This is a genomic window from Exiguobacterium sp. s48, from assembly GCF_018617395.1.
GTDB lineage: Bacteria > Bacillota > Bacilli > Exiguobacteriales > Exiguobacteriaceae > Exiguobacterium.
On the sequence record NZ_JACSKC010000001.1, the window covers coordinates 577038 to 599689 of the forward strand.

Consider the following 22652-nt stretch of genomic DNA (forward strand, 5'->3'; position numbering starts at 1 on the left):
ATGTTACAAAAAATTTATGATTGGGTCGATGAGCGCGTAGACATCACACCGCTCTGGCGCGATATCGCTGACCATGAAGTACCAGAACACGTCAACCCTGCCCATCACTTCTCTGCATTCGTCTATTGTTTTGGAGGATTGACATTCTTTACAATCGTCATTCAAATCCTTTCTGGGATGTTCTTGACGATGTATTATGTACCGGATATCATCAATGCGCACGCATCGGTATACTATTTACAAAATGAAATCGCACACGGTCAAATCGTACGTGGGATGCACCACTGGGGAGCTTCTGTCGCGATCGTCATGTTGTTCTTACATACGCTCCGCGTATTCTTCACTGGATCGTATAAAAAACCACGTGAACTTAACTGGGTTGTCGGTGTTCTCTTGTTCTTCGTCGTCTTGGCGCTCGGACTTACAGGATACTTGCTTCCATGGGATATGAAAGCATTGTTCGCAACGAAAGTTACGCTTCAAATCGCTGAAAGTGTACCGGTTATCGGTGGTATTGCGAAGACACTCCTCGCTGGTGGTGAGATTGTCGGAGCGAGTACACTCGCACGATTCTTCGCGATTCACGTCTTCTTCTTACCGGCGGCGTTGTTCGTACTATTAGGAGCCCACTTCTTGATGATTCGTAAACAAGGGGTTTCTGGACCGCTATAAGCCGATTCGAGAAGAAAAAGGAGGAGAAACGATATGCATCGCGGTAAAGGGATGAAATTTGTAACCGACTCTCGAGTAGGAATCTCGAATCGGAAACAAAACATTGCAAAAGACTATTCAGAATATCCAGGACGCACTGAAGCGTTTTGGCCGAACTTCTTGCTTAAAGAGTGGATGGTAGGGTCGGTCTTCTTGATCGGGTTCATCGCACTCACAATCGTTGAAGCTGCACCGCTTCAAAACATCGCCGATCCAACGAACACGTCATATATTCCGTTACCGGACTGGTATTTCTTGTTCTTGTATCAACTTCTTAAATACCAATTCGCTGCAGGGGATTGGATTGTACTCGGTACGATCATCATTCCTGGATTGGCATTTACGGCGCTTATGTTAGCTCCTTGGCTCGACCAAGGCCTAGAGCGTCGACCTGCGAAACGACCAGTGGCCATCAGCTTTATGTTGCTTGGTATTTTGTCTGTCTTCTACTTGACGTGGCAATCTGTTCAAACGACACACTGGGATCAAGTACACGCACAAGGTGAGCTTCAAATTCCAGGCGAAGGTCCTGAGATTGATACGGCAGCACCAGGGTATGAAATCTATTCAGCACAGTCTTGTGTCAACTGTCATGGTCAAAACCTTGAGGGTGGGGCAGCTGCACCTGCACTTGTAGGGACGACGAAGACTGCTGAAGAAATCGCAGACATCGCTGTAAACGGTATTGGTACAATGCCTGCCGGACAGTGGGATGGTTCTGACGAAGATCTTCAAGTATTGGCTGAATTCATCGCTTCATACGGTGAAGGCGGCGAAAATAACGAGTAAGTCATCAAGTGTAGCCTAAGTTTACTAGGCTACACTTTTTTACTTCATTGCTTTATTGACGATAAACTGAAGAAAAAGGATTGAGACAATGAACCCGATGTTTTTAAAACCGTTCTTGATGCATCGAATCACGTTAAGCCTCCTGTTCGTCATCAACTTGGGAGGTACGATTTACGGTTATATTTGGTATGAGCCTCAATTGCGTGACACCCCTTATCTGTATTGGCCGTTCGTTCCAGATAGCCCTACGGCTTCACTTTTCTTTACGATCGTTCTCGGACTGTGGATATTTAAAAAACGTTCTTCAATCTTCGAGACGCTCGCGTTCATCACGTTGATCAAATATGGCGTGTGGGCTGTCGTTATGAATCTATTGTTCCTACGCACGTTACCGGATGATGCGCCTACGATTACCATACTGATGGCGGTCATGTTGATGGTTTCGCATGGCGCGATGGCGATCCAAGCGCTGATTTATGCGCCGTTCATGAAGTGGACGATGACCTCGTTTGTATGTTCACTCATCTGGGTGATTCATAACGATGTAGTCGATTACGTTCTTGGACAATGGCCGCGTTATCCATCACTTGCGGAGTACATCATATGGATCGGATACGGTTCGTTTTGGCTGACAGGATTGTGTTTTTTGATGGGATATGCATTCGTTCTGCGTTCATCGCTTGAAAATAAGTTCATAAGAATGTAAAATCAAATTATCAAATACACGCAGAGGTGAAATAGAAAATGTCATTAGGTGGCTATATTTTCTATCTTGCACTGATTATGCTCATCCCTTTATGGGCCCAGATGCGAGTGAAAAGTACGTACAAGCAGTTTTTACAACAACCACTCCAAAGTGGTGTCACAGGTGCGCAAGTCGCTGATTTCATCATGAAACAGAACGGGGTGCATAATGTTCGAATTGAAATGGTCGATGGACTCATGAGCGACCATTATGACCCGGTCAACAAAGTCGTCCGTCTATCTCGTGAAGTATATCAAGGGTCGACCATTTCGTCGGCTGCGATTGCGGCGCACGAGATCGGTCACGTCATCCAGGATGCGACGGATTACAAGATGATGCGCGTGCGTCATAGTCTCGTTCCCGTCGTCAACATCACGTCGAACTTGTCGTTCCCGTTATTACTCGGTGGCTTCTTGTTCGGTGCACTCGGATTGGCACAACTCGGTGTCATTATGATGCTCGGGGCGGTCGTGTTCCAATTGATCACGTTACCGGTCGAGTTTGATGCTTCGAAACGTGCGATGGCACAATTGACATCACATGGTATCGTGACAGCGACAGAAGAGACAGGGGCACGAAAAGTCCTCAACGCTGCGGCTTGGACGTATGTGGCTGCAACGCTTGTTGCGGTTGCCGAGCTTATTCGTTTGGCACTTATTGTGTTCATGCCACGTGAGGAATAGAATGAAATCCCGTCGAATGGCGGGGTTTTTTCATTATTTAAGAAAGGACATGTTTTGATGAAACCACAAATGACAGCGGCTGGCCATGAGCGATTGACTCATCGATTAACGACGTTAAAAAGAGCCCGGACGGATGCGCGTGAACGCATTCGAGTAGCGCGGAAGTTTTGTGATTTTAGAGAGGATGTTACGTATACAGAAGAAGTACGTGATTATGAACGGTTAGAAGCGGAAATTTTAGAACTCGAACACCTCTTCAATGAAGCTGAGATTGTCGAATCGGACCATTCAGATGTCGTCACATTCGGGAACCGGGTCGTCGTTCGAGAATTGCATCAAAAAGAGTTGGAGAGCTGTCGAATCGTAGGCGAGGCCGAGGCGGACATCGATCAAGGGACCATCTCGATCACTTCGCCGATCGGTCGCACACTCCTCGGCGCAAAAGTCGGTCAACTGATAAAGGTGACCTCACCAGCAGGGGTCATTGAATTGGAAGTGCTTCATATTGAACCATAAAAAATCGCCTGTTCAATCGTGAACGAGGCGATTTTTTGATTATTTCAGAGGCATTCGATTCTCGTCGAACGTAAAGCCTTCCCCTCCAACCTCGTACACATGATGGAAGGTGACAAAGGCGTGGGGATCGATTTGTTTGACGATGGTCTTCAAACGATTCACTTCGTTTCGTCCGACGACGACATATAACACCTCGAGTTCTCGGTTCGAGTAGCCGCCTTTTGCGAGCAGTCTTGTCGTCCCCCGGTTCATCGTCGCATGAATCCCGTCCGCGATGGCAGTGCGGTGATCACTGATAATCATCGCCGCTTTACCGGCATACGTCCCTTCTTGCATCGAATCAATGACTCGTGCCCCGATATAGACAGCGAGTAGGGTATACATCGCCTCACGAGGATCGAGATACGTCAAACTGAGGATGATGACGAAAAAGTCAAAGATGAGAAACGTCTTGCCAATTGACCAACCGAAATAGCGTTGTACGAGTCGTGCGATGATATCGACGCCGCCCGTCGTACCCCCATTGTTGAAGATGATGCCGAGCCCGATGCCGATGAAGAGTCCGGCAAACAAACTGGCTAGCACCATATCATTCGTCAAATCGATGACAAGCGTCGAATATTTGGCGATGAATGCATACCAAAGTGAAAATGAGAACGTCCCGATGAGCGTATAGATGAAGGTCGTGCGACCTAACAACTTGTAACTCATGAAAAAGAGCGGGATATTTAATGCCAAGTTCGTGATCGAAGGTGAAATATCAAATAGACCACGTAGAATCAATGTGATGCCAGTGAATCCACCTTCGGCCAAGTTGTTTTGAACGTTGAAGTGATAAACACCGAATGCAAAAATAAAAGAACCTATTAAGATAAAGATAATATTTCGAACACGAATCGGTAACTGTACCGTCATTAGGTTCACCTCCCCTTAGATAGAGTACTCGAAAAACAACTCGATTGACTACCCTGAACATATGACATTCAGAATCGAGTCGGCTATACTTTTCAAAGAAGAGGTGATTTAGATGAAAGTAGTAGCCATCGGGGCACATCCGGACGATATTGAAATCGGGATTGCCGGAATGACCGCCCAATGGACGAAACAGAAGATTGAAGTCGTCTACGTCGATTTGACGAAAGCCGAGCTGTCTTCAAATGGAGACGTCGAAACAAGACAAAAAGAAGCAAGTGCAGCGGATGCGGTGCTCGGTGTACGCCGCCTGAATCTCGGATTCAGTGACCGCGGGATTGACGGAAGTGCCGACCAACTAGAAGCAATCGTATCGTTGATTCGTCACGAGCGCCCAACTCATGTCCTATATCCATATGAGGTCGACCGTCATCCAGACCATGCCGCTTGTGCACATCTTGTGACAGAGGCGCTGTTTAATGCCGGCATTCGAAAATACTTACCTGAACTTGATGCATACCGTCCGCAAAGTGTGTACCAATATATGATCAATGCGCATGTCGAACCAGACGTCTGCGTCGATATCAGTGACACCATCGACGTGAAAACCCAAGCCTTACAATGTTATGCCAGTCAGTTCACACCGATGAACGGAGTAAAGACACCACTCACCGATGCATATGTGGAGCGGGTCGTCGCACGGGAACGACATTTCGGGAGCTTGATCGGTACGTCATACGCAGAAGGCTTGAAACAAGTCCGACCATACGTTGTGAGACAGGCAGGTGAACTCGCATGACATATCGTATCGGCATTTTGTGTTATCCATCGGTAGGTGGCTCTGGGATTTTGGCAACAGAACTCGGGATGAAGCTTGCGGATCGTGGTCATGACGTCCATTTCATCACAAGTAGCATGCCGTTTCGATTGAACGCCTATCATCCGAATATCACGTTCCATCAAGTCGAAATCAACCAATACTCGGTCTTCCGATACCCACCTTACGATATGACGTTGTCGGCGAAAATCGCGAGCGTCATCCAATCGTTCGGGCTTGACGTCATTCATGCCCATTATGCGGTCCCTCATGCCGTATGTGCGGCACTTGGTCGTGAGATGGCAGGAGTGAAGACACCCATCGTCTCGACGTTACACGGGACCGATATCACGGTGCTCGGAGAGGATGAGGAATTGAAACCGGCCATTCTATACGGACTACGCCAATCGAATGCCATCACGGCCGTTTCGCATAGTCTAAAACGAGAGACGGAAGACCGCATTGCGAGTGATTTGCCCATTCAAGTCATTCACAACTTTATCGATGAATCGGTATATACGCCACAAATTGACCCGACGCTTCGGGAACGGTATGGATTGTCAGATGAGGACCGAGTCGTCATCCACATCTCGAACTTTCGACCGGTGAAGCGTGTCGATCTCGTTTTAGAGGCGTTCGACCAAATGGACGTCCCAAACAAAAAACTTTTGCTCGTCGGCGATGGACCTCTCATGGGGGCGATGCGTCGACTCGTGACCGAAATGGAACTTGAAGACGATGTCATCTTTGCCGGGAAACAAGAACAAGTCGCAGCGCTCCTTTCAATTAGCGATGTTCATGTCTTGTTATCGGACAAAGAGGCGTTCGGACTCGTCGCCCTCGAAGCGATGGCGACAGGGGTACCTTCAGTCGTGAGTGATGCAGGTGGTTTACCGGAAGTCATCACGGATGGCGAGGACGGGTTTGTCGTATCGAGAGGCGACGCAAGTCTTGCCGCTCATGCGATGCAACGTGTACTGACAGATGCCTCGTTACAGGAACGATTCAGACGTAACGGATTAGAGAAGTCTAAACGCTTCGCCTCACAAGACATCGTGACTGAATATGAGCGCTTGTATGAACAGGTGGTGAAATCATGACAGAATGGGAGTATGCGAAACAAATCATTGAAACGATTGAACGGCATGGTGGTGAGGCTTATATCGTCGGTGGGGCCGTTCGTGACTATGTCCTCGGAAGCTTACCGGATGACATTGATTTGGCGACGTCGCTCTTCCCTGAAGAAGTGATGGCTCTCTTTCCAAAATCCGTCCCGACCGGCATCGAGCATGGGACGGTCACGGTCATCATCGACCATCATCCGTTCGAGGTGACGACATTCCGTTCAGAAGGGGCATATTCGGATTCAAGAAGACCAGACCATGTCGCGCTCGGTGTGTCGCTCGAAGAAGATTTATTGCGCCGTGATTTCACAATGAATGCGATGGCGTTTCATGATGGACAAGTCGTCGACTTGTTCGGTGGTCAACATGACCTTGAAGAGCGGATCATCCGTACGGTCGGTAGCCCATTCGAACGTTTCGGTGAAGATGCTCTTCGCATCATGCGCGCCCTTCGTTTCATGTCTCAACTCGACTTCACCTTACATGAAGAGTTACGTGATGCAGCGAGTGTGCTCGGCCATAAGCTCGAGCAAATTGCGATGGAACGCATTGCAATCGAATTTGAAAAACTATTGGTTGGACCTGCGTATAAGAGAGCGCTCAATGAGATGGTGGCTCTTGGCATTCACCGTCACCTACCGGGCGTCACGTCGGATCTGATGAATCGTGTGCAGGAAGATGAGCGTACGCCTGTAAACGCGGCTAGCGGTTGGGCACTCTTTTTGTATCATTCGAACGATGAATCGTGGCTCTTGCCATGGAAACGCTCAAATGCCATAAAGCGCGAGGCTCGTACGCTAGCTAAATTGTGTGAGACGGGATTAGATGAGATGACGATCTATCAGACAGAGGAGACCACGCTATCTACGTATTTTCGGATGAACGGTGAGAGAGACCGGAGTCGTGAATTGAAGCAGTCACTCCCCATTCAGTCACGAAAAGAACTACAATTTGATGGACGAGATGCGCTCGAGCTCGGAGCAAAAGGAGAGGTCATTAAACATATGTTGGCCGACTTGGAACGACGGGTCGTCCTACAAGAGATGCCGAACCATGAGACTGTATTGAAAGAGGAGGCGAAACGATGGCTTCAACGCGCGGGCGTGTCCTGACGCTATTACAAAATGGTGAAGTATGGAGCGGTCAAGAGCTGGCACGTCAATTGAATATTTCACGTACCGCAATTTGGAAACATATCGAGACACTTAAACAAGACGGGTACGCGATTCATACTATTCCACGAAAAGGTTATCAACTACTCGAACAAAGCGACCGATTCGATGAACCGGCTTTTGTCTCGTTTCGGAAGGGGCGTTTTGGTCAAGTCGTACATGCGTTTGATCAAGTCGATACGACACAACGCATCGCACACGAACTTGCACAACAACATGCACCCGAAGGAACGCTCATCATCAGTGAAGAACAGACGGCGGGGCGTGGGCAGCTAGGACGTAACTGGCATAATCCGAAGCATGTCAATATTGCGGCAAGTGTCATTTTAAGACCCGATTTACCGATTCGGGAGGCTTCGAAGCTGACTTTGATGACAGCCAGTGCGTTTGCGACGGCGTTGAATGCGAGAAATCTCGACGTGTCAATCAAATGGCCGAATGATTTACTCTTAAATGGAAAGAAAATCGGAGGCATTCTGACAGAAATGCAAACGGAGGGAGATCGTATCCAGGCTGTCATTTTAGGATTCGGTATAAACGTCAATGGTGAAACTATTCCACCGGACTTGGCTCACCGGGCTACATCGCTCTATCTTGAAACGGGAACACGTTATCATCGCAGTGAGTTACTAGCAGAGCTACTAGTCGAACTCGAAACCGAGTACGACCGTTTCCTCGAAGATGGGTTCGCACCGGTACGCTTGAATTGGACGAAACATGCCGCTTATCTGAATGAATCGGTCACGCTGAGTGGGTCCCGGGCGTCAAGAACAGGCGTCATGCGAGGAATCTCTGATGAAGGTGCCCTGTTACTCGAAGTAGATGGGAAAGTCGAACCGGTCTATTCTGCTGAGATTGCAGTGTGGAATGATTGATGAAAACGACACCATCGACTATACTGAATGTGTCGGACGCTATCGATTTTTGAAGTGTACCACGCTTGCAGACTGTCACAATCAGTTGTCTGCCTTGATCATTTTGACAGGGACAGAAGGACACTACTCATGAAAACCATGAAATTGTTTTTCGTGCGCCTTCTTGCCTATTGTGTAAGAAGGCGTTTATTCTTTCCTGTCTCCACGTTTAGGAGGAGAAACAGATGAACACGATGACTTCGTTATTGAAAAAGATGAATGAACAAGAAAAGCTCGTCATGTTGACGGCGTATGATTATCCGTCAGCGAAACTTGCCGAGGCGGCAGGGGTCGATTTGATTCTCGTCGGGGATTCACTTGGAATGGTCGTACTCGGTTATGATTCGACCATCCCTGTGACGATGGAAGATATGCTCCATCACGCAAAAGCCGTGCGACGAGGAGCACAACAGACGTTCGTAGTAGTAGATATGCCATTTGCGACGTACCACGGAGATTTCGACCGTACGCTACAGGCGGCGGCACGTATGTTCCAAGAAGGACAGGCGGATGCCATCAAACTTGAAGGTTCAGGGGAAGTTCTCCGAACGATTGAACGCTTGACACAAGTCGGAATGCCATGTGTCGCCCATTTAGGATTGACGCCTCAATCAGTTGGTGTGTTAGAGGGATATAAAGTTCAAGGAAAATCCCTTGAAGCCGCTGAGGCACTTCTTCAAGATAGTCTGTCTGCCGAACGAGCGGGTGCGAAAATGCTCGTTCTCGAATGTGTGCCTCATCAACTAGCGAAACGAATCGCTGAGGCGTTGACTATCCCAGTCATCGGAATCGGGGCCGGGGCAGAAGTCGACGGCCAAGTGCTTGTCTACCATGACGTTTTAAAATATGGGGTGGACCGCTTGCCGAAATTTGTTCAAGCATACGCGGATGTGAATGATGTGGCGACACATGCGATTCAATCTTTCGTCGAAGAAACGAAAAACGGTCAGTTTCCGCTTGAACGTCATACTTTTACGATGGACGAGTCGTTACTAGATTCGTTGTACGGAGGAAAATGATGAAAATTATATCGACCGTTGAAGAATTACGTCACGCGTTACCGTCTGGGCAAACGATTGGGTTCGTTCCGACAATGGGTTATTTGCATGAGGGACATATGAGCCTCGTTGAAAGCGCACGACGGGAAAATGATATCGTCGTGATGAGTATTTTTGTGAATCCGACACAGTTCGGACCAAATGAAGACCTCGACCGATATCCGCGAGACTTTGATCGAGATGAGAAGTTGGCACGTGAGGCGGGTGTTGACTACCTGTTCTATCCGACGACTGAGACGATGTATCCACTCGATATGGCTCGTGTGACCGTCCGTCAAGGTGCAGACGTATTATGTGGGGCGAGTCGACCAGGTCACTTTGATGGTGTGTTGACAATCGTCTCGAAATTATTTAATCTTGTTCAACCAACACGTGCTTATTTTGGGCTGAAAGATGCCCAGCAAGTCGCGCTCATTGAAGGATATGTCCGAGATTATTTCGTACCAGTCGAGATTCGACGCTGCCCGATTATACGTGAGGAGACAGGACTGGCCAAATCTTCTCGAAACGTATATCTGTCAGAAGTTGAAAAAAGAGAAGCGAGTCAAATTTTCAAGGCGCTGACGTTGGCGAGAGAAGAATTAGAAACAGGGCAAGGTGCTGGAGCGGTCAAACGTCAATTGACGGAACGATTGAGCGAGATTCCGAATAGTCAAATCGATTATGTCGAACTCGTCGATTATCCGACACTCGGCTCCGTCACGTACGACTCAACTGAAATTTTATTAGCAGTGGCCGTTCAATTTGAACGCGCCCGATTGATTGATAATGTGATTTGGAAGAAGGGATGAATCCAATGATTCGTACATTTATGCACGCGAAACTTCACAAAGCAACAGTGACTGAAGCAAACTTACACTATGTCGGTTCAATCACAATCGATGAGGATTTGATGGACGCGGTCGGTATTATGGAGAATGAACATGTTCACATTACGAACAACCATAATGGCGCACGCATCGAAACATACGTCATTAAAGGGGAACGTGGTTCTGGTGTGATTTGTTTGAACGGCGCAGCGGCACGTCATTTCCAAGTAGGCGATGTTGTCATCATCATGGCATACGGTCAAATGACTGCGGAAGAAGCGAAAACGCATCGTCCAAAAGTTGCCGTCTTGAACGGACAGAACGAGGTCGATCAACTTCTTTATGAAGAAATCGCCCATACGATTTTATAAAGAGTTCGGGGGTGTCGTCAGAGGCATCCCCGTTTTTTCGTCATACGTTCTATGGTAAGATGAGACAGACAGAAAGCACGAGCGTGCCAAAGATGGGATGGATGTTATGGACACGTATGTGATTGTGGATTTAGAGACAACCGGTCATTCCGTAAAGTCCGGTGATGAACTGATTGAGTTTGCGGCGGTCGTCGTACAAGAGGGTGAAGTGATTGAGCGCTACAGCACCTTGATTCGACCGAGTCGACCAATCCCCCCTTTTATCACGCAATTGACAACGATTAGTGATGCTGACGTGAGTGATGCACCCCTATTTGAAGAGGTGATTCCCGACATTTGGAAAATGTTAGATGGTCGGGTATTTGTCGCGCACAATGTCACATTTGATTTAACTTTTTTAAATGAGAGTCTTGAACAGGCAGGATACCTTCCGTTTCAAGGGAGAGCTATCGATACAGTCGAGTTGGCTCGAATTCTTTATCCGACATTAGAAAGCCACGCATTAGAAGCCCTTTCTGATACGTTTGACCTCTTACATACAGATGCACACCGGGCGCTAAGTGACGCAGAGGCGACTGCCGAACTTTTCATAAGAATGCTCGACCGCCTACGCGACTTGCCGATTGTGACGTTGAAACGACTTCGCGAGCTGTCTGAATCGTGGACGAGCCATGTCGAACCGTTACTTGATGACATCATACTCGAGGTTGGAATTCGCCCAGACGACGAAACACGTTTTGATATTCATCGTAAGATTGCATTATATCGTCCTAGCGACTCATTCGTTCCGGCAGTAGAGCGTGAGCCGTTTGAACCGTTTCTGCTTCGAACGATTGAAGAGACGCTCCCATCAATTTTTGAACAGTTTGAACCAAGACAAAGTCAATTTGAAATGATGCGGCACGTCTATAAAGCGCTAGATGACGAAGAGACGTTGCTAGTGGAAGCAGGAACAGGCACTGGGAAGACGCTTGCCTACTTGATTCCAAGTGCACATCATGCACTTGAGACGAAACGACCGGTTGTCATCAGCACGCATACGATCCAATTACAGGAGCAATTACTCAATCGTGACTTACCTGTGTTGCGTCAGATTTTTCCAGAAATCGAATTTACCTTATTAAAGGGAAGACGAAACTATATCGACTTAAGAAAATTTGAGATGGTACTTGATGAGTCGAATGACGGCGTGTTGGTATCGATGTGTAAGGCGATGGTACTCGTCTGGTTGACGGAGACAGAGACGGGTGATTTAGAAGAACTCTCATTCCCGGGTTCTGCGACCCAAGGACCTGCCTCATTTAAACGCTTGATTCAGGCAGATGCCTCGAGTGAATTTGGACGATTCGATCCATGGTATAGCCGTGACTTCTTCACAAAAGCCGTCCTTCGCTCAAAAGAAGCGGATCTGATTGTGACAAACCATGCGCTCTTGTTCTCTGATTTACAACATCAGGCAGGCATTTTACCGACCGACACACCACTCGTCTTAGACGAGGCGCATCAAGTCGAAGAAGTGGCTTCCCATCACTTCGGTGTGACGTTTGATGCGATTCAATTTGACCGATTATTTAAATGGTTCGGCTATGGGGCAGACGGAAAATTCCATTCGCGTATCATTCAGCTAGCTGATTTAACGTCCGTCACCGAAGAGGCAGAAGCATTTAGTCAGCAGATTGACGGTGCGCTCGCACAAGTTGAGGAAGAACTTGAGGATCTCTTGACTGCCCTTCAATCGTTGAGCAAGAAAAAAGAGCCGAGACAAACAGTTCGTTTCGAGCGGGAAGGGGCAACGTTCAGACCGATTCGAGAAGTGGCGAATCGACTTGAGAACAAACTCCGTACATTACGCACGTCACTTCGTCATCTACATCGTCTGCTCGATGAGCGTAAAGAACATATGACGTTTAAGCAGCGGGCACTCATTAGCGATTTGAAAACGTTAATTGGCGACGTTCGTGAGCTCGAGAGCGTCATTTATGAGACGATGCTGACCCGAGACGACGATGCGGTCAGTTGGGTCGAATTGAATTTAGGCAACCGCAAACTGACTTCGGTGTACACCCAACCGGTTGAGATCGGTCCGTTGTTGCACGAGCGACTCTTCAAGAAGAGACCGACCATTTTAACCTCGGCGACGATGACGGTATCGGGCAAGTTCAGTTTTATGGAACGGCGACTCGGACTTGAAGGAGAACCGGTCAGACGAGTCGTATTGCCTTCTCCGTTCAACTTTAGAGAGCAGGCCAAACTGTTTGTTCCGTCAGACTTCCCATTGATCAATGATGTCCCGCTTCCTCAGTTCGTCGATCAAACGGCCCAATCGATTGTTCAAATTGCGAATGTGACGAAAGGACGAATGCTCGTCTTGTTCACATCGAACGAATTGCTCCGACTTACTTACGAACAAGTGAAAGATCACCTTGATCCGTCCTATACGCTTCTCGCACAAGGGGTGAGTGGTGGTTCGCGTAGTCGTTTGACGAAACAGTTCAAACGCATGGAGCAGTCGATTCTCTTTGGAACGGCCAGCTTTTGGGAAGGTGTCGATATTCCAGGTGAGGCGTTGACGTGCCTCGTCATCGTTCGTCTCCCGTTCGCACCCCCTGACCAACCGATCATGCAGGCGCGCTCAGAAAAAATTGAATCGCTTGGAAAATCACCATTTTTCGAATTATCGCTTCCGCAAGCGGTCATTCGCTTCAAACAAGGGGTCGGGCGCTTGATTCGATCAAAAGGGGACTATGGTGCCATCTTTGTATTCGATCGCCGAGTCGAGACGACGCGTTACGGCAAACAATTCATCAACAGTTTGCCTAAAGTCGACCGCATCGAGGGGACGTTAGAAACATCCTTGTCCGAGTTGGAATTATTCTTAGATAAGAAGGAAAAGTCAGTGTCACGAAATGATAGATAACGCTAGGCATCGTGATATTATCGCTTTATAATGATACGTATAGTGTTTTTGGAGGAGGAGTCAATATGAACTCGAATATTGAAACGCTCGCAAGCGTTCGGATTGAACCGACCGCGGACGTGTATAAGATTGTCGACTTATTGAATCGGACTTTGAAAAGTCAAGATTTGATGTTCGGTTTGTCACTTGAGAAGAAAGTAAACGATCCGAAAAAGGAAGAGATGGTCTTTACCATCTATCGTACAGAATGACCAGAAAAGCTAAATGGATCGTTTCGTTTTTAGTGGCTCTGATTGGTGTCGTTCTTGTCTTTAGCGTGATGTATCGATTCACCATCGGGCATACAGAGAATCAAAAAGAGAAACTGGTCGAACAGGCAATGATACGGCTGACTGACGAATCTCCAAACGTGAAAGTAGGTCAGGGAGAACTGTTCAATGGGACACAGGCGTATGTCGTCTTCTCTGAAGAAGACGGGAAGTCGATTTGGTTTGTGCCTCTTAATGATAAGTTGGAGATTGAGCAACGCGAAATCGATGAAGTGGAAGCGACCGATGTCTGCGCGCGTTCTGTCGAGGAAACGGGTGGACAACTCGTCAGCTGTAAGATTGGATTTGATGAGCGTGCACTCATTGAAGTGGTTACGAAAGCGAATGCTTCCTATACGTATTCGTATTACACGCTTCAGACCGGAGAGTTTATTCGACGCGTCCAATTGACGGATCAAATGTGACGAATTAGAGGGGGATATGGATGGAACATCTACTAGCGAAACGTGTAAAACAACTTACACCATCGACAACATTGGCAATCACGGCTAAAGCAAAGGCTCTTAAGGCTTCAGGTAAAGATGTCATTGGTCTCGGAGCAGGCGAACCTGATTTTAATACACCGGAACGAATCATTGATGCCGCGTGTCAAGCGGCTCGAGATGGCGATACGAAGTATACACCATCTGGTGGTACCGTCGCCTTGAAAGATGCCATTATTGAGAAAACGAAACGCGACAGCGGATTAGTGTTCGAGCGCAACGAGGTGATGGTCGCTTCAGGTGCGAAACATGCCCTTTATGCATTGTTCCAAGCGATTTTAGATGAGGGGGACGAAGTGATTGTCCCGACTCCGTACTGGGTCAGTTATCCAGAGCAAATCAAATTAGCAGACGGAGAACCTGTTTTGGTTGATACAGACGAATCGACGTCTTTCAAATTGACGCCGGAACAATTGGAACGTGCAATCACGGATCGAACGAAAGCGGTGATTTTAAACAGCCCTTCGAATCCGACTGGGATGATTTACACGAAAGAAGAGCTACAGGCACTTGCTGACGTCGTTCTTCGTCACGATTTACTCGTCGTGAGCGATGAAATCTATGAAAAATTGATTTACGGTGATGCGACGTTCATCTCGATTGCAACACTCCCGAATATGCGAGAACGGACAATCATCATCAATGGTGTCTCAAAATCACATGCCATGACGGGATGGCGCATCGGTTATGCCGTTGGGGATGCAAAAGTGATCGGTGCGATGACGAACTTAGCGTCTCACTCGACATCAAACCCGACGTCCGTTGCTCAAGCGGCTTCCGTGGAAGCGTACAATGGACCACAAGATGACGTAGAAATGATGCGACAATCATTTGAAGAACGACTCGATATCGTTTATGACCGCCTTATTCAAATCCCAGGTATCACATGCTTGAAGCCACAAGGTGCATTTTACTTATATGCCAACGCAAAAGTTGCCGCGACAGAGAGCGGCTATGAATCAGTCGATGCATGGTGCGAAGCGGTACTTGAAGAGGCAAACGTGGCACTCGTTCCGGGTTCAGGATTCGGACAAGACGATTACGTACGATTATCCTATGCAACAGAATTAAAACGCGTACTAGAGGCGCTCGATCGAGTAGAAGACTTCGTTACGAAGCGCGCTCGATAAGCGAAAGGATGGAAATGGACATGACAACAATTTCGATTAACCAATTTAAAGATTATGAAGGCCAAACGGTCCGCGTCGGCGCTTGGATTGCCAACAAACGTTCGAGTGGGAAGATTGCCTTCCTTCAATTACGTGACGGGAGCGGATTTGCTCAAGCGGTCGTTGTAAAAGCTGATGTGGCGGAAGAACTATTCACCCTTGCCAAAGGTGTGACGCAAGAAACGTCGGTTTGGGTCACAGGGAACGTCAAGTCAGATGGCGGACGTACACCACTTGGCTTTGAATTAGAAGTGTCTGATTTAGAAGTGATTGCGGAATCGGTGGATTATCCAATCACACCAAAAGAGCACGGAACGGAATTCTTGATGGACAATCGTCACTTATGGCTCCGTTCACGTCGCCAACACGCGATTATGAAAGTTCGTAACGAAATCATTCGTGCGACATATGAGTTCTTCAACAAAGAAGGATTCGTCAAAATCGATCCGCCAATCCTTACGAGCAGTGCACCGGAAGGAACGACAGAATTGTTCGAGACAGACTATTTCGGTCAATCAGCCTACCTTTCTCAGACGGGTCAATTGTACATGGAAGCCGCTGCGATGGCCCTCGGAAAAGTATTCTCATTCGGTCCGACGTTCCGTGCGGAGAAATCAAAAACACGTCGTCACTTGATTGAGTTCTGGATGATCGAGCCGGAGATGGCATTCGTCGATCATGACATGAACCTCGAGATTCAAGAGCAATACGTGTCATACATCGCGCAATCAGCGCTTGAAAACTGCAAAGATGAGCTTGAACTTCTCGGACGTGACCTTGAGAAATTGGCACAAGTACAAGCGCCGTTCCCGCGTGTTCGTTATGAAGATGCCATCAAATTCTTGAAGGCAGAAGGATTCGACGATATCGAGTATGGTGATGATTTCGGTGCGCCGCATGAGACAGCGATTGCTAATGCACATGATAAGCCGGTCTTCATCACGCACTGGCCAAAAGAAATCAAACCATTCTATATGAAAGTGGATCCTGAGAATCCAGAACTCGTTCTCTGTGCTGACTTGATTGCACCAGAAGGATATGGAGAAATCATCGGAGGATCACAACGTGAGGACGATTACGATCGTCTAAAAGAAGAAATCATTAAAGAAGGTCTCGACGAAACAGATGCGTATGACTGGTATCTCGAACTTCGTCAATATGGTTCGGTCCCACACTCTGGATTTGGACTCGGACTTGAGCGTACGGTCGCTTGGATCAGCGGTATTGAACATATTCGTGAAGCCATCCCGTTCCCACGTTTATTAAACCGAATTCACCCTTAACGATTAATCGGGGAAGACATTATGTCCTCCCCGATTGATGTGTCTTAGAAAGGAAGTGCGACATGGATGCACATCAATTAATTCAATTATTCGAGCAAAGTCCGGTCGTCATTCCGCGAAAATTGTTTACTGATGCAAGACGACTTGATTTATCACCCGTCGAATTCAGTCTCATCGTTCATCTTCTTGAAATGACCGGAGAAGGGATTGTCATGCCGCTCCCAAGTGAATTAGGGAAACGATTGAACATCTCGGAGAATGAGGCGCGATCTGTGTTACTCGGTCTATTGCAAAAGGAATTGATTGCGATTGACGCGTCCACTGCGGGCGAGCGATACAGCCTTTTGCCTCTTTTCAAGGCGTTACAAGGAGAAGAAAAATCAGCGCCGCAGCAGACGCTAAGTGAAAATATCATTCATACGTTCGAACGTGAATTTGGAACCATTACCCCGTTCGAAATCGAACAAATCGTAGGGTGGATGACAGAAGATGGCTTCAGTGAGGAACTCATCATGGCCGCGCTTCGGGAAGCGAAACTTAGAAACGTGCGAAACTTCAAATACATGGACAAAATCCTGCGTGTTTGGCAAGACCACCATGTCGAATCGCTCGAGGATGTCGTAGAATATCAACGGAGGAATAAGTGATGTTGACGAGAGCACAATTACAGGAAGTGTCAGATACGATGAAGCAAATGTTTCCGGATGCTCATTGTGAGTTGACGCATCAAAATCCATTCGAATTGGTGGTCGCCGTCGCGCTCTCCGCACAAGCGACGGATGCACTCGTCAACAAGGTGACGCCGGGTTTGTTTGAAGCGTTTCCGACGGTCGAGTCGATGGCCGCGGCTGATGTGTCTGAGATTGAGTCATTGATTAAACGAATAGGTCTTTATCGAAACAAGGCGAAGAATGTAAAAGCACTCTCTGAAAAAATCGTCAACGAACACGGAGGGATTGTACCGACCGATCGGGCTTCACTTGAGGCGCTTCCTGGGGTCGGTCGTAAAACGGCCAATGTCGTCCTATCTGTCGCATTTCATGAACCTGCGTTTGCGGTTGACACCCATGTAGAGCGAGTATCGAAACGTCTCGGCATCTGTCGCTGGAAAGACAATGTCCGTCAAGTCGAGGATACGTTGATGAAAAAGTTTCCACGCGAGGAATGGTCTCAACTTCATCATCAATTCATTTTTTTCGGACGTTATCATTGTAAGGCACAACGTCCAGGCTGTGAGGCATGTCCACTACTTCATATGTGCCGAGAAGGAAAGAAACGAATGAAGTCACAGAAAGTCACGACTTAAAAAAACGCATCGACACGATTCGTGTCGGTGCGTTTTTGATTAATGGTTCCAAGGGTGGTCGCTCCATTCGCGACGTTTTTTTGTGATCGGCACTTTTTTGAAGCCCCAGTTGCGAAAATCTTGGTCTGGACTTTCTTTACGGATGTAAATTTTGTCCTTGATTGCTTTAAAGATCCGGTTCTCGTCCCCATAATGGACGAACCGTGGTTTCACTTCAATCACGCCGCGACGGACACGAGAGAGTGGTAGACAAACGAGGTCGGCGATTTCGAGCCCCGATTGATACATCGTGTTCTGCTTCTCAGAAAAGATGAAGCCTTTAATTTTTTGGCGACTCTTTTCGACATCGAGGTGAACCGTACCTGAATTGAAAATATCGAAAAATGCTTTTTGGATTAACAGGTTTTGATAATCATCCCGTGATTCAAGGACGACACGAGCACTGACCGCTTCCGTCTCTTCTAAAAATGCGTAGAATGACTTCATCAAGTGAGCGAAGGCGACGACATATGGGTCTTTTGGCGTCGAGTAGAAATCATGCAATTTTTGCTTATCCACCTCGACACTGACAATCGTGCAATCGATTCCTTGTAAAAACTCAGGGAGTTTATCCCAAAAATCGCGTAACATATCAATTGTGATTCCATCCTCTTTTCCATAAGGATGTTCTGCTTTTAAAATTTCTTTTAAATGTAGAGGGATTTGCTCCGTATTAAACACATCTCGTTTAAACGCATGTAGCCTCCGTTTCAGTTCACAAGGTAATCCGGTTTCGTCCGCATCGATTGAATACTTATATTCCATGAGGACGCCCGTCAAATTGAACTGTGTATTCCCTTTAGGTGTCCCAGTTTCGTCAACGAACATGACATACTTCTTTCCACTTTCCATCCAATCCCTCCAAAACGGCTTAACGTTTTTAAATCACCTATTTTATTTCCACTGTATCTTGACTAGACAACTATTGCACCCTTTTTTACGAATGACATCAATTAGGTTTATCAATCGATTAACTTGGATAAACACTAAGGGTGCTATTATCATAGAAAAACAATCGGGACATACATAACGAGAGCTTTTCAATTTGGATACACAATCGCTTACATACTAGTTTAACATACGGGAGTTTGGTACGATATGTGTTGCGGTAAATCCACACAAGTGTCGACCGACATAAGTCGACAATCAGACCTGAGACTGAAGGAACGAGTGGACCGACCTGTTAATATGTATGTATGGGGTGACGACATTGTTCCATTATCCAAACGGTAAGAAAGCAAACACGACAAAGACATCTATAGGAGAAGGAAATTCTAAACGATCATCGAATTCTGAAACCTATGCGAACCGCGGAATGAACTTGGAGACGTTGTTAAATGAGACAAATGAATTTTATCGTATTCATCACCGAGCCGTCATCCATAAAAAACCGACACCGCTACAAATCGTCAAAGTAGATTATCCGAAGCGAAGTGCCGCTAAAGTGACAGAAGCTTACTTTAAACAGGCGTCTACGACGGACTATAACGGAGTGTATCGCGGCAAGTACGTTGACTTTGAAGCAAAAGAAACGAATAATAAGACATCGTTTCCGCTAGGCAATTTTCATGAACACCAGATTGAACATATGCGCGAGTGCGAGCGACATGGAGGAATTTGTTTTGTCATCATTCGTTTTAGTCGCTATAATACGCAATATGTATTGACCACGGAGCAACTGGTGCAGTGGTGGGAACAACGTTTGACGGGACGAAAATCGATTCCGCTCAGCTTTATCGAACAGGAAGCGATTGAAGTTCCGACGAGAGCCTTACCGTCGATTGATTATTTGACGGTGCTTGATCAATGGCTCGATTGAATAGAAGGAGTGAACCATGAATGGAGCGAAGTAGGGTCGCACGTCGACAAGATTCGACGACGAATAAACGCAAAAAAACTGGGAAACAACCAAAGACGAAGAGTAAGAAACCGATGTGGAAACGCATCTTTTTATTAGGATTCATGTTATTTGTGGCAGCGGTCATCGCGCTCGGTGCCTACACGGTGTATGCGATTGCGACAGCACCAGAACTTGATGAAGAAAAGCTTGTGGATACGTATCCGATTCAATTGCTTTCTGCTGAAGGAGAGCCGCTCGAAGGAGCAGGTCAAATACGGGAGTACGTTTCGATTGACGATATTTCAGAAGTGATGCAACAAGCAGTCGTTTCGATTGAAGACCGTCGTTTCTATGAACACAATGGAATCGATTTACGACGTATCGGCGGCGCTGTTCTTGCCAACTTGACTGATGGATTCGGGGCAGAAGGTGGGTCGACCATCACGCAACAGTTAGTCAAACAATCGTTCCTTTCGACAGATAAAAAATTGAAGCGTAAGCTTCAGGAGCAATGGCTCGCCCTTAAACTCGAACGTGAGTATACGAAAGAACAGATTTTAGAGATGTACTTGAACAAAAACTACTATGGTAGCGGTGGATATGGTGTGCAAACTGCTTCAAAACGCTACTTCAACAAACCGGTATCAGAAGTGAATTACCAAGAAGCCGCAATTCTCGCCGGTCTTCCGCAACGACCGAGCGCATATGACCCAATCAACGGTGATCAAGAATTGACACGTTACCGTCAGGAACAGGTGTTGTCTGCGATGAAACGGGATGGGCACATCACGGAAGAACAATATAATGAAGCGTTGGATGTCGAGATTGCCGATGTGATTTCGCCTGGAGAAGAGACGGAAGAGGAAGCATTCACACGTGCGATTTATTCACGTGTCCAAGCCGAGCTTGAGGAAGACTATGGACTTGAACAATCGGATATCTATGGAACAGGATTAAAAGTCTATACGTCAATCAATAAAGAGTTACACACTAAATTCAACAGTGATATCAAGTCGGATAATGTCAACATTCCGGGTGGAAGTTTCCCGGCTGACGAACTTCGTATGGGTGCAACCGTGCTGAATACGAAGACTGGTGAAATAGTTGCCATCATCGATAGCCAACAGGCAAAACAAGGTGACAAGTCGTATCGTGATTACTCGAATGAGAAGCGTCAAATCGGTTCGACGGCCAAACCAATCTTTGATTACGGTCCGGGAATCGAGAACGGTCAATGGTCTACAGGGAAGATCTTACTCGATGCACCGCTCGAAGGGTCTTACAAACCGAACAACTATTATCAGGAATATCGTGGTCAGAACACGATGCGGTATTTCTTGACGATTTCAGGGAACACGCCAGCGGTTCGTGCTTTCCAAGAAGTACGCGATGAATTTGGTCAGGGCGCCATCGAATCCTTCGCAAAAAATGTGGGAATCGAACCAATGTATGCTGGGGATGAATTGTTGGAAGCGAACGCCTTAGGTGCCGCTGAAGCAAGCACAACTCAAATGGCTGCCGCGTATGCTGCCTTTGGTACGAACGGGATGTATACGAAGCCTCACGTGATTCAAAAAATTGAATTTAACGATGGCTCGAGTATCAATTCGCCAATTAAAGCGAAACAGGCGATGGAAGACTATACGGCATACATGCTGACAGACATGCTCCGTGACGTCGTGAGTGGTTCGAACGGGACGTATGAACCTGGTGCATTCCCTTGGGACGTAGCAGGTAAGACCGGAACGACCAACGATGAGCAGGACAAATGGTTTACGGGTTACACGACAGATTACTCGATTTCCGTTTGGACGGGTAAAGTCAGCGGTGCTAGTGAAACTGCCAATAAACCGAACTATGCCCAATACTACTTCGAGTATATGATGCAACAAGTGACGAATGCGACGGGACAACCGGATCGATTCCAACGTCCAGACTCCGTCTTGTCACTTGGAAGTGAACTTTATGTCAAAGGGACGAAGCCAAAAGATCTTCAACCTGAGAAATTGGCCGCTCCAACAGGCGCAAGCGTCAACTACGATGAAGAGTCAAAAGCAGGTTCTGTCTCATGGTCATATGATTTCGATGCTGTGAAGGCGGATGGTTATAATGACGTCACGTTTACGGTTACGCAGAACTCTGCTGATGGTGGAGAAAAAGTTGTAGGAACGACCGGTGAAACAAGTATCGATATCTCGAACTTACCTGAAGGGGATACAACGTTCACCATCGTCGCCAAGGCGACTAACCCATTGACGGGTGAACAGCAGTCTGCCCCGGCACAGGCAAGTTACTCGATCGAACCAAAAGAAGAACCAAAGGATGAAGAAGAGAACACGTCCGAAGATGGTGATTCTGAAGATAACCCATCGGATGAGAACAACGGCAACGGGAATGAAAATAACAATGGTAACGGAAACGGAAACGGTAACGGAACCGATGACGGTACAACAGACGAACAAAATCCTGATGAGCCAGCGACTGATGAAGGTACTACAGATGAAGGCACCGATCAACCGACTGATGGAGAAGGAACGGGAACTCCTATAGACGGGCAGTCGAATAATGGATCATCCGACACGAATCGTGGTAATGGCAATTCGAATAACGGAAACAACTAACGAAGACAGGGCGACATTGTGCGCCCTGTTTTTCGTGTGACTTTG

24 protein-coding genes are annotated in these 22652 nt (G+C 47.1%); 22 read left to right on the forward strand and 2 right to left on the reverse strand.

The genetic code is table 11. From position 1 onward, the window contains the following. The 5 genes from qcrB to KNO66_RS02970 all read left to right on the forward strand — a co-directional run bounded on the left by qcrB (position 1) and on the right by KNO66_RS02970 (position 3444). On the forward strand, positions 1-672 hold the full coding sequence (qcrB, locus tag KNO66_RS02950) for a menaquinol-cytochrome c reductase cytochrome b subunit (protein ID WP_214740272.1): 672 nt from the start codon (positions 1-3) through the stop codon (positions 670-672). A 33-nt stretch (positions 673-705) separates the two neighbouring features. Continuing rightward, a complete protein-coding gene (locus KNO66_RS02955; RefSeq protein ID WP_214740273.1) occupies positions 706-1500 on the forward strand; it encodes a menaquinol-cytochrome c reductase cytochrome b/c subunit in 795 nt (264 codons plus the stop codon). Positions 1501-1588: 88 nt separating this feature from the next. Continuing rightward, the gene (locus KNO66_RS02960; protein ID WP_214740276.1) at positions 1589-2206 is read left to right on the forward strand and encodes a DUF1405 domain-containing protein; all 618 of its coding nucleotides are present in this window, start codon (positions 1589-1591) and stop codon (positions 2204-2206) included. 38 nt (positions 2207-2244) lie between these two features. After that, positions 2245-2928: a zinc metallopeptidase gene (locus tag KNO66_RS02965; protein ID WP_214740278.1), complete on the forward strand. Its 684-nt coding sequence runs from the start codon at positions 2245-2247 to the stop codon at positions 2926-2928. Positions 2929-2985: 57 nt separating this feature from the next. After that, positions 2986-3444, forward strand: coding sequence for a GreA/GreB family elongation factor (locus KNO66_RS02970; protein WP_214740280.1), 459 nt, complete (start codon positions 2986-2988; stop codon positions 3442-3444). Positions 3445-3483: 39 nt separating this feature from the next. On the opposite strand, the gene KNO66_RS02975 is transcribed toward KNO66_RS02970, so the two are convergent. Continuing rightward, positions 3484-4359 carry a YitT family protein gene (locus KNO66_RS02975; protein WP_214740283.1) on the reverse strand — a complete coding sequence of 292 codons (876 nt, stop codon included), beginning with the start codon at positions 4357-4359 and terminating at the stop codon, positions 3484-3486. Positions 4360-4471: 112 nt separating this feature from the next. On the opposite strand from KNO66_RS02975, the gene bshB1 reads away from it, so the two are divergent. The 15 genes from bshB1 to nth all read left to right on the forward strand — a co-directional run bounded on the left by bshB1 (position 4472) and on the right by nth (position 18107). Further along, a complete protein-coding gene (gene bshB1 / locus KNO66_RS02980) occupies positions 4472-5155 on the forward strand; it encodes a bacillithiol biosynthesis deacetylase BshB1 (RefSeq protein WP_214740285.1) in 684 nt (227 codons plus the stop codon). Beyond that, positions 5152-6273, forward strand: coding sequence for an N-acetyl-alpha-D-glucosaminyl L-malate synthase BshA (bshA, locus tag KNO66_RS02985; protein WP_214740287.1), 1122 nt, complete (start codon positions 5152-5154; stop codon positions 6271-6273). Before bshB1 ends, bshA begins: the two co-directional genes overlap by 4 nt. Then, complete coding sequence (locus KNO66_RS02990) at positions 6270-7409, forward strand: CCA tRNA nucleotidyltransferase (protein WP_214740288.1); 1140 nt, start codon at positions 6270-6272, stop codon at positions 7407-7409. Before bshA ends, KNO66_RS02990 begins: the two co-directional genes overlap by 4 nt. Further along, positions 7382-8344 carry a biotin--[acetyl-CoA-carboxylase] ligase gene (locus KNO66_RS02995; protein ID WP_214740290.1) on the forward strand — a complete coding sequence of 321 codons (963 nt, stop codon included), beginning with the start codon at positions 7382-7384 and terminating at the stop codon, positions 8342-8344. The genes KNO66_RS02990 and KNO66_RS02995 overlap by 28 nt, the downstream gene beginning before the upstream one ends. After that, the gene (locus KNO66_RS03000; protein WP_214740292.1) at positions 8337-8477 is read left to right on the forward strand and encodes a hypothetical protein; all 141 of its coding nucleotides are present in this window, start codon (positions 8337-8339) and stop codon (positions 8475-8477) included. The genes KNO66_RS02995 and KNO66_RS03000 overlap by 8 nt, the downstream gene beginning before the upstream one ends. 91 nt (positions 8478-8568) lie before the next feature. Continuing rightward, complete coding sequence (gene panB, locus KNO66_RS03005; RefSeq protein WP_214740294.1) at positions 8569-9402, forward strand: 3-methyl-2-oxobutanoate hydroxymethyltransferase; 834 nt, start codon at positions 8569-8571, stop codon at positions 9400-9402. Further along, on the forward strand, positions 9402-10232 hold the full coding sequence (gene panC / locus KNO66_RS03010; RefSeq protein WP_214740296.1) for a pantoate--beta-alanine ligase: 831 nt from the start codon (positions 9402-9404) through the stop codon (positions 10230-10232). The genes panB and panC overlap by 1 nt, the downstream gene beginning before the upstream one ends. 5 nt (positions 10233-10237) lie before the next feature. Next, entirely contained in the window at positions 10238-10621 is a 384-nt protein-coding gene (gene panD, locus KNO66_RS03015) for an aspartate 1-decarboxylase (protein WP_214740298.1), read from the forward strand. Positions 10622-10727: 106 nt separating this feature from the next. Then, the gene (gene dinG / locus KNO66_RS03020) at positions 10728-13538 is read left to right on the forward strand and encodes an ATP-dependent DNA helicase DinG (RefSeq protein ID WP_214740300.1); all 2811 of its coding nucleotides are present in this window, start codon (positions 10728-10730) and stop codon (positions 13536-13538) included. 65 nt (positions 13539-13603) lie between these two features. Continuing rightward, positions 13604-13789: a YpmA family protein gene (locus KNO66_RS03025; protein ID WP_015881492.1), complete on the forward strand. Its 186-nt coding sequence runs from the start codon at positions 13604-13606 to the stop codon at positions 13787-13789. Next, a complete protein-coding gene (locus KNO66_RS03030) occupies positions 13786-14271 on the forward strand; it encodes a hypothetical protein (protein WP_214740302.1) in 486 nt (161 codons plus the stop codon). Before KNO66_RS03025 ends, KNO66_RS03030 begins: the two co-directional genes overlap by 4 nt. A gap of 20 nt (positions 14272-14291) precedes the next feature. Then, positions 14292-15479: a pyridoxal phosphate-dependent aminotransferase gene (locus KNO66_RS03035; protein ID WP_214740304.1), complete on the forward strand. Its 1188-nt coding sequence runs from the start codon at positions 14292-14294 to the stop codon at positions 15477-15479. 20 nt (positions 15480-15499) lie between these two features. Beyond that, entirely contained in the window at positions 15500-16801 is a 1302-nt protein-coding gene (asnS, locus tag KNO66_RS03040; RefSeq protein ID WP_214740306.1) for an asparagine--tRNA ligase, read from the forward strand. A gap of 62 nt (positions 16802-16863) precedes the next feature. Further along, positions 16864-17448 (forward strand): DnaD domain-containing protein, encoded by a 585-nt coding sequence (locus KNO66_RS03045; protein ID WP_214740308.1) that lies wholly within the window; start codon positions 16864-16866, stop codon positions 17446-17448. After that, entirely contained in the window at positions 17448-18107 is a 660-nt protein-coding gene (gene nth / locus KNO66_RS03050) for an endonuclease III (RefSeq protein ID WP_214740310.1), read from the forward strand. Before KNO66_RS03045 ends, nth begins: the two co-directional genes overlap by 1 nt. 39 nt (positions 18108-18146) lie before the next feature. Here the strand turns inward: nth and KNO66_RS03055 are convergent, their stop codons facing one another. Then, positions 18147-18998, reverse strand: coding sequence for a DUF3800 domain-containing protein (locus tag KNO66_RS03055; RefSeq protein ID WP_214740312.1), 852 nt, complete (start codon positions 18996-18998; stop codon positions 18147-18149). A 340-nt stretch (positions 18999-19338) separates the two neighbouring features. On the opposite strand from KNO66_RS03055, the gene recU reads away from it, so the two are divergent. Both recU and KNO66_RS03065 read left to right on the forward strand, forming a co-directional pair. Continuing rightward, positions 19339-19965 carry a Holliday junction resolvase RecU gene (gene recU, locus KNO66_RS03060; RefSeq protein WP_214740314.1) on the forward strand — a complete coding sequence of 209 codons (627 nt, stop codon included), beginning with the start codon at positions 19339-19341 and terminating at the stop codon, positions 19963-19965. A 20-nt stretch (positions 19966-19985) separates the two neighbouring features. Next, positions 19986-22607, forward strand: coding sequence for a transglycosylase domain-containing protein (locus KNO66_RS03065; protein ID WP_214740316.1), 2622 nt, complete (start codon positions 19986-19988; stop codon positions 22605-22607). The last annotated feature ends 45 nt before the right edge of the window (positions 22608-22652 follow it).

Coding starts and splice junctions, on each gene's coding strand:
- qcrB (WP_214740272.1), top strand. CDS start 1: ATGTTACAAAAAATTTATGATTGGGTCGATGAGCGCGTAGACATCACA.
- KNO66_RS02955 (WP_214740273.1), top strand. CDS start 706: ATGCATCGCGGTAAAGGGATGAAATTTGTAACCGACTCTCGAGTAGGA.
- KNO66_RS02960 (WP_214740276.1), top strand. CDS start 1,589: ATGAACCCGATGTTTTTAAAACCGTTCTTGATGCATCGAATCACGTTA.
- KNO66_RS02965 (WP_214740278.1), top strand. CDS start 2,245: ATGTCATTAGGTGGCTATATTTTCTATCTTGCACTGATTATGCTCATC.
- KNO66_RS02970 (WP_214740280.1), top strand. CDS start 2,986: ATGAAACCACAAATGACAGCGGCTGGCCATGAGCGATTGACTCATCGA.
- KNO66_RS02975 (WP_214740283.1), bottom strand. CDS start 4,359: ATGACGGTACAGTTACCGATTCGTGTTCGAAATATTATCTTTATCTTA.
- bshB1 (WP_214740285.1), top strand. CDS start 4,472: ATGAAAGTAGTAGCCATCGGGGCACATCCGGACGATATTGAAATCGGG.
- bshA (WP_214740287.1), top strand. CDS start 5,152: ATGACATATCGTATCGGCATTTTGTGTTATCCATCGGTAGGTGGCTCT.
- KNO66_RS02990 (WP_214740288.1), top strand. CDS start 6,270: ATGACAGAATGGGAGTATGCGAAACAAATCATTGAAACGATTGAACGG.
- KNO66_RS02995 (WP_214740290.1), top strand. CDS start 7,382: ATGGCTTCAACGCGCGGGCGTGTCCTGACGCTATTACAAAATGGTGAA.
- KNO66_RS03000 (WP_214740292.1), top strand. CDS start 8,337: ATGATTGATGAAAACGACACCATCGACTATACTGAATGTGTCGGACGC.
- panB (WP_214740294.1), top strand. CDS start 8,569: ATGAACACGATGACTTCGTTATTGAAAAAGATGAATGAACAAGAAAAG.
- panC (WP_214740296.1), top strand. CDS start 9,402: ATGAAAATTATATCGACCGTTGAAGAATTACGTCACGCGTTACCGTCT.
- panD (WP_214740298.1), top strand. CDS start 10,238: ATGATTCGTACATTTATGCACGCGAAACTTCACAAAGCAACAGTGACT.
- dinG (WP_214740300.1), top strand. CDS start 10,728: ATGGACACGTATGTGATTGTGGATTTAGAGACAACCGGTCATTCCGTA.
- KNO66_RS03025 (WP_015881492.1), top strand. CDS start 13,604: ATGAACTCGAATATTGAAACGCTCGCAAGCGTTCGGATTGAACCGACC.
- KNO66_RS03030 (WP_214740302.1), top strand. CDS start 13,786: ATGACCAGAAAAGCTAAATGGATCGTTTCGTTTTTAGTGGCTCTGATT.
- KNO66_RS03035 (WP_214740304.1), top strand. CDS start 14,292: ATGGAACATCTACTAGCGAAACGTGTAAAACAACTTACACCATCGACA.
- asnS (WP_214740306.1), top strand. CDS start 15,500: ATGACAACAATTTCGATTAACCAATTTAAAGATTATGAAGGCCAAACG.
- KNO66_RS03045 (WP_214740308.1), top strand. CDS start 16,864: ATGGATGCACATCAATTAATTCAATTATTCGAGCAAAGTCCGGTCGTC.
- nth (WP_214740310.1), top strand. CDS start 17,448: ATGTTGACGAGAGCACAATTACAGGAAGTGTCAGATACGATGAAGCAA.
- KNO66_RS03055 (WP_214740312.1), bottom strand. CDS start 18,998: ATGGAAAGTGGAAAGAAGTATGTCATGTTCGTTGACGAAACTGGGACA.
- recU (WP_214740314.1), top strand. CDS start 19,339: ATGTATGGGGTGACGACATTGTTCCATTATCCAAACGGTAAGAAAGCA.
- KNO66_RS03065 (WP_214740316.1), top strand. CDS start 19,986: ATGGAGCGAAGTAGGGTCGCACGTCGACAAGATTCGACGACGAATAAA.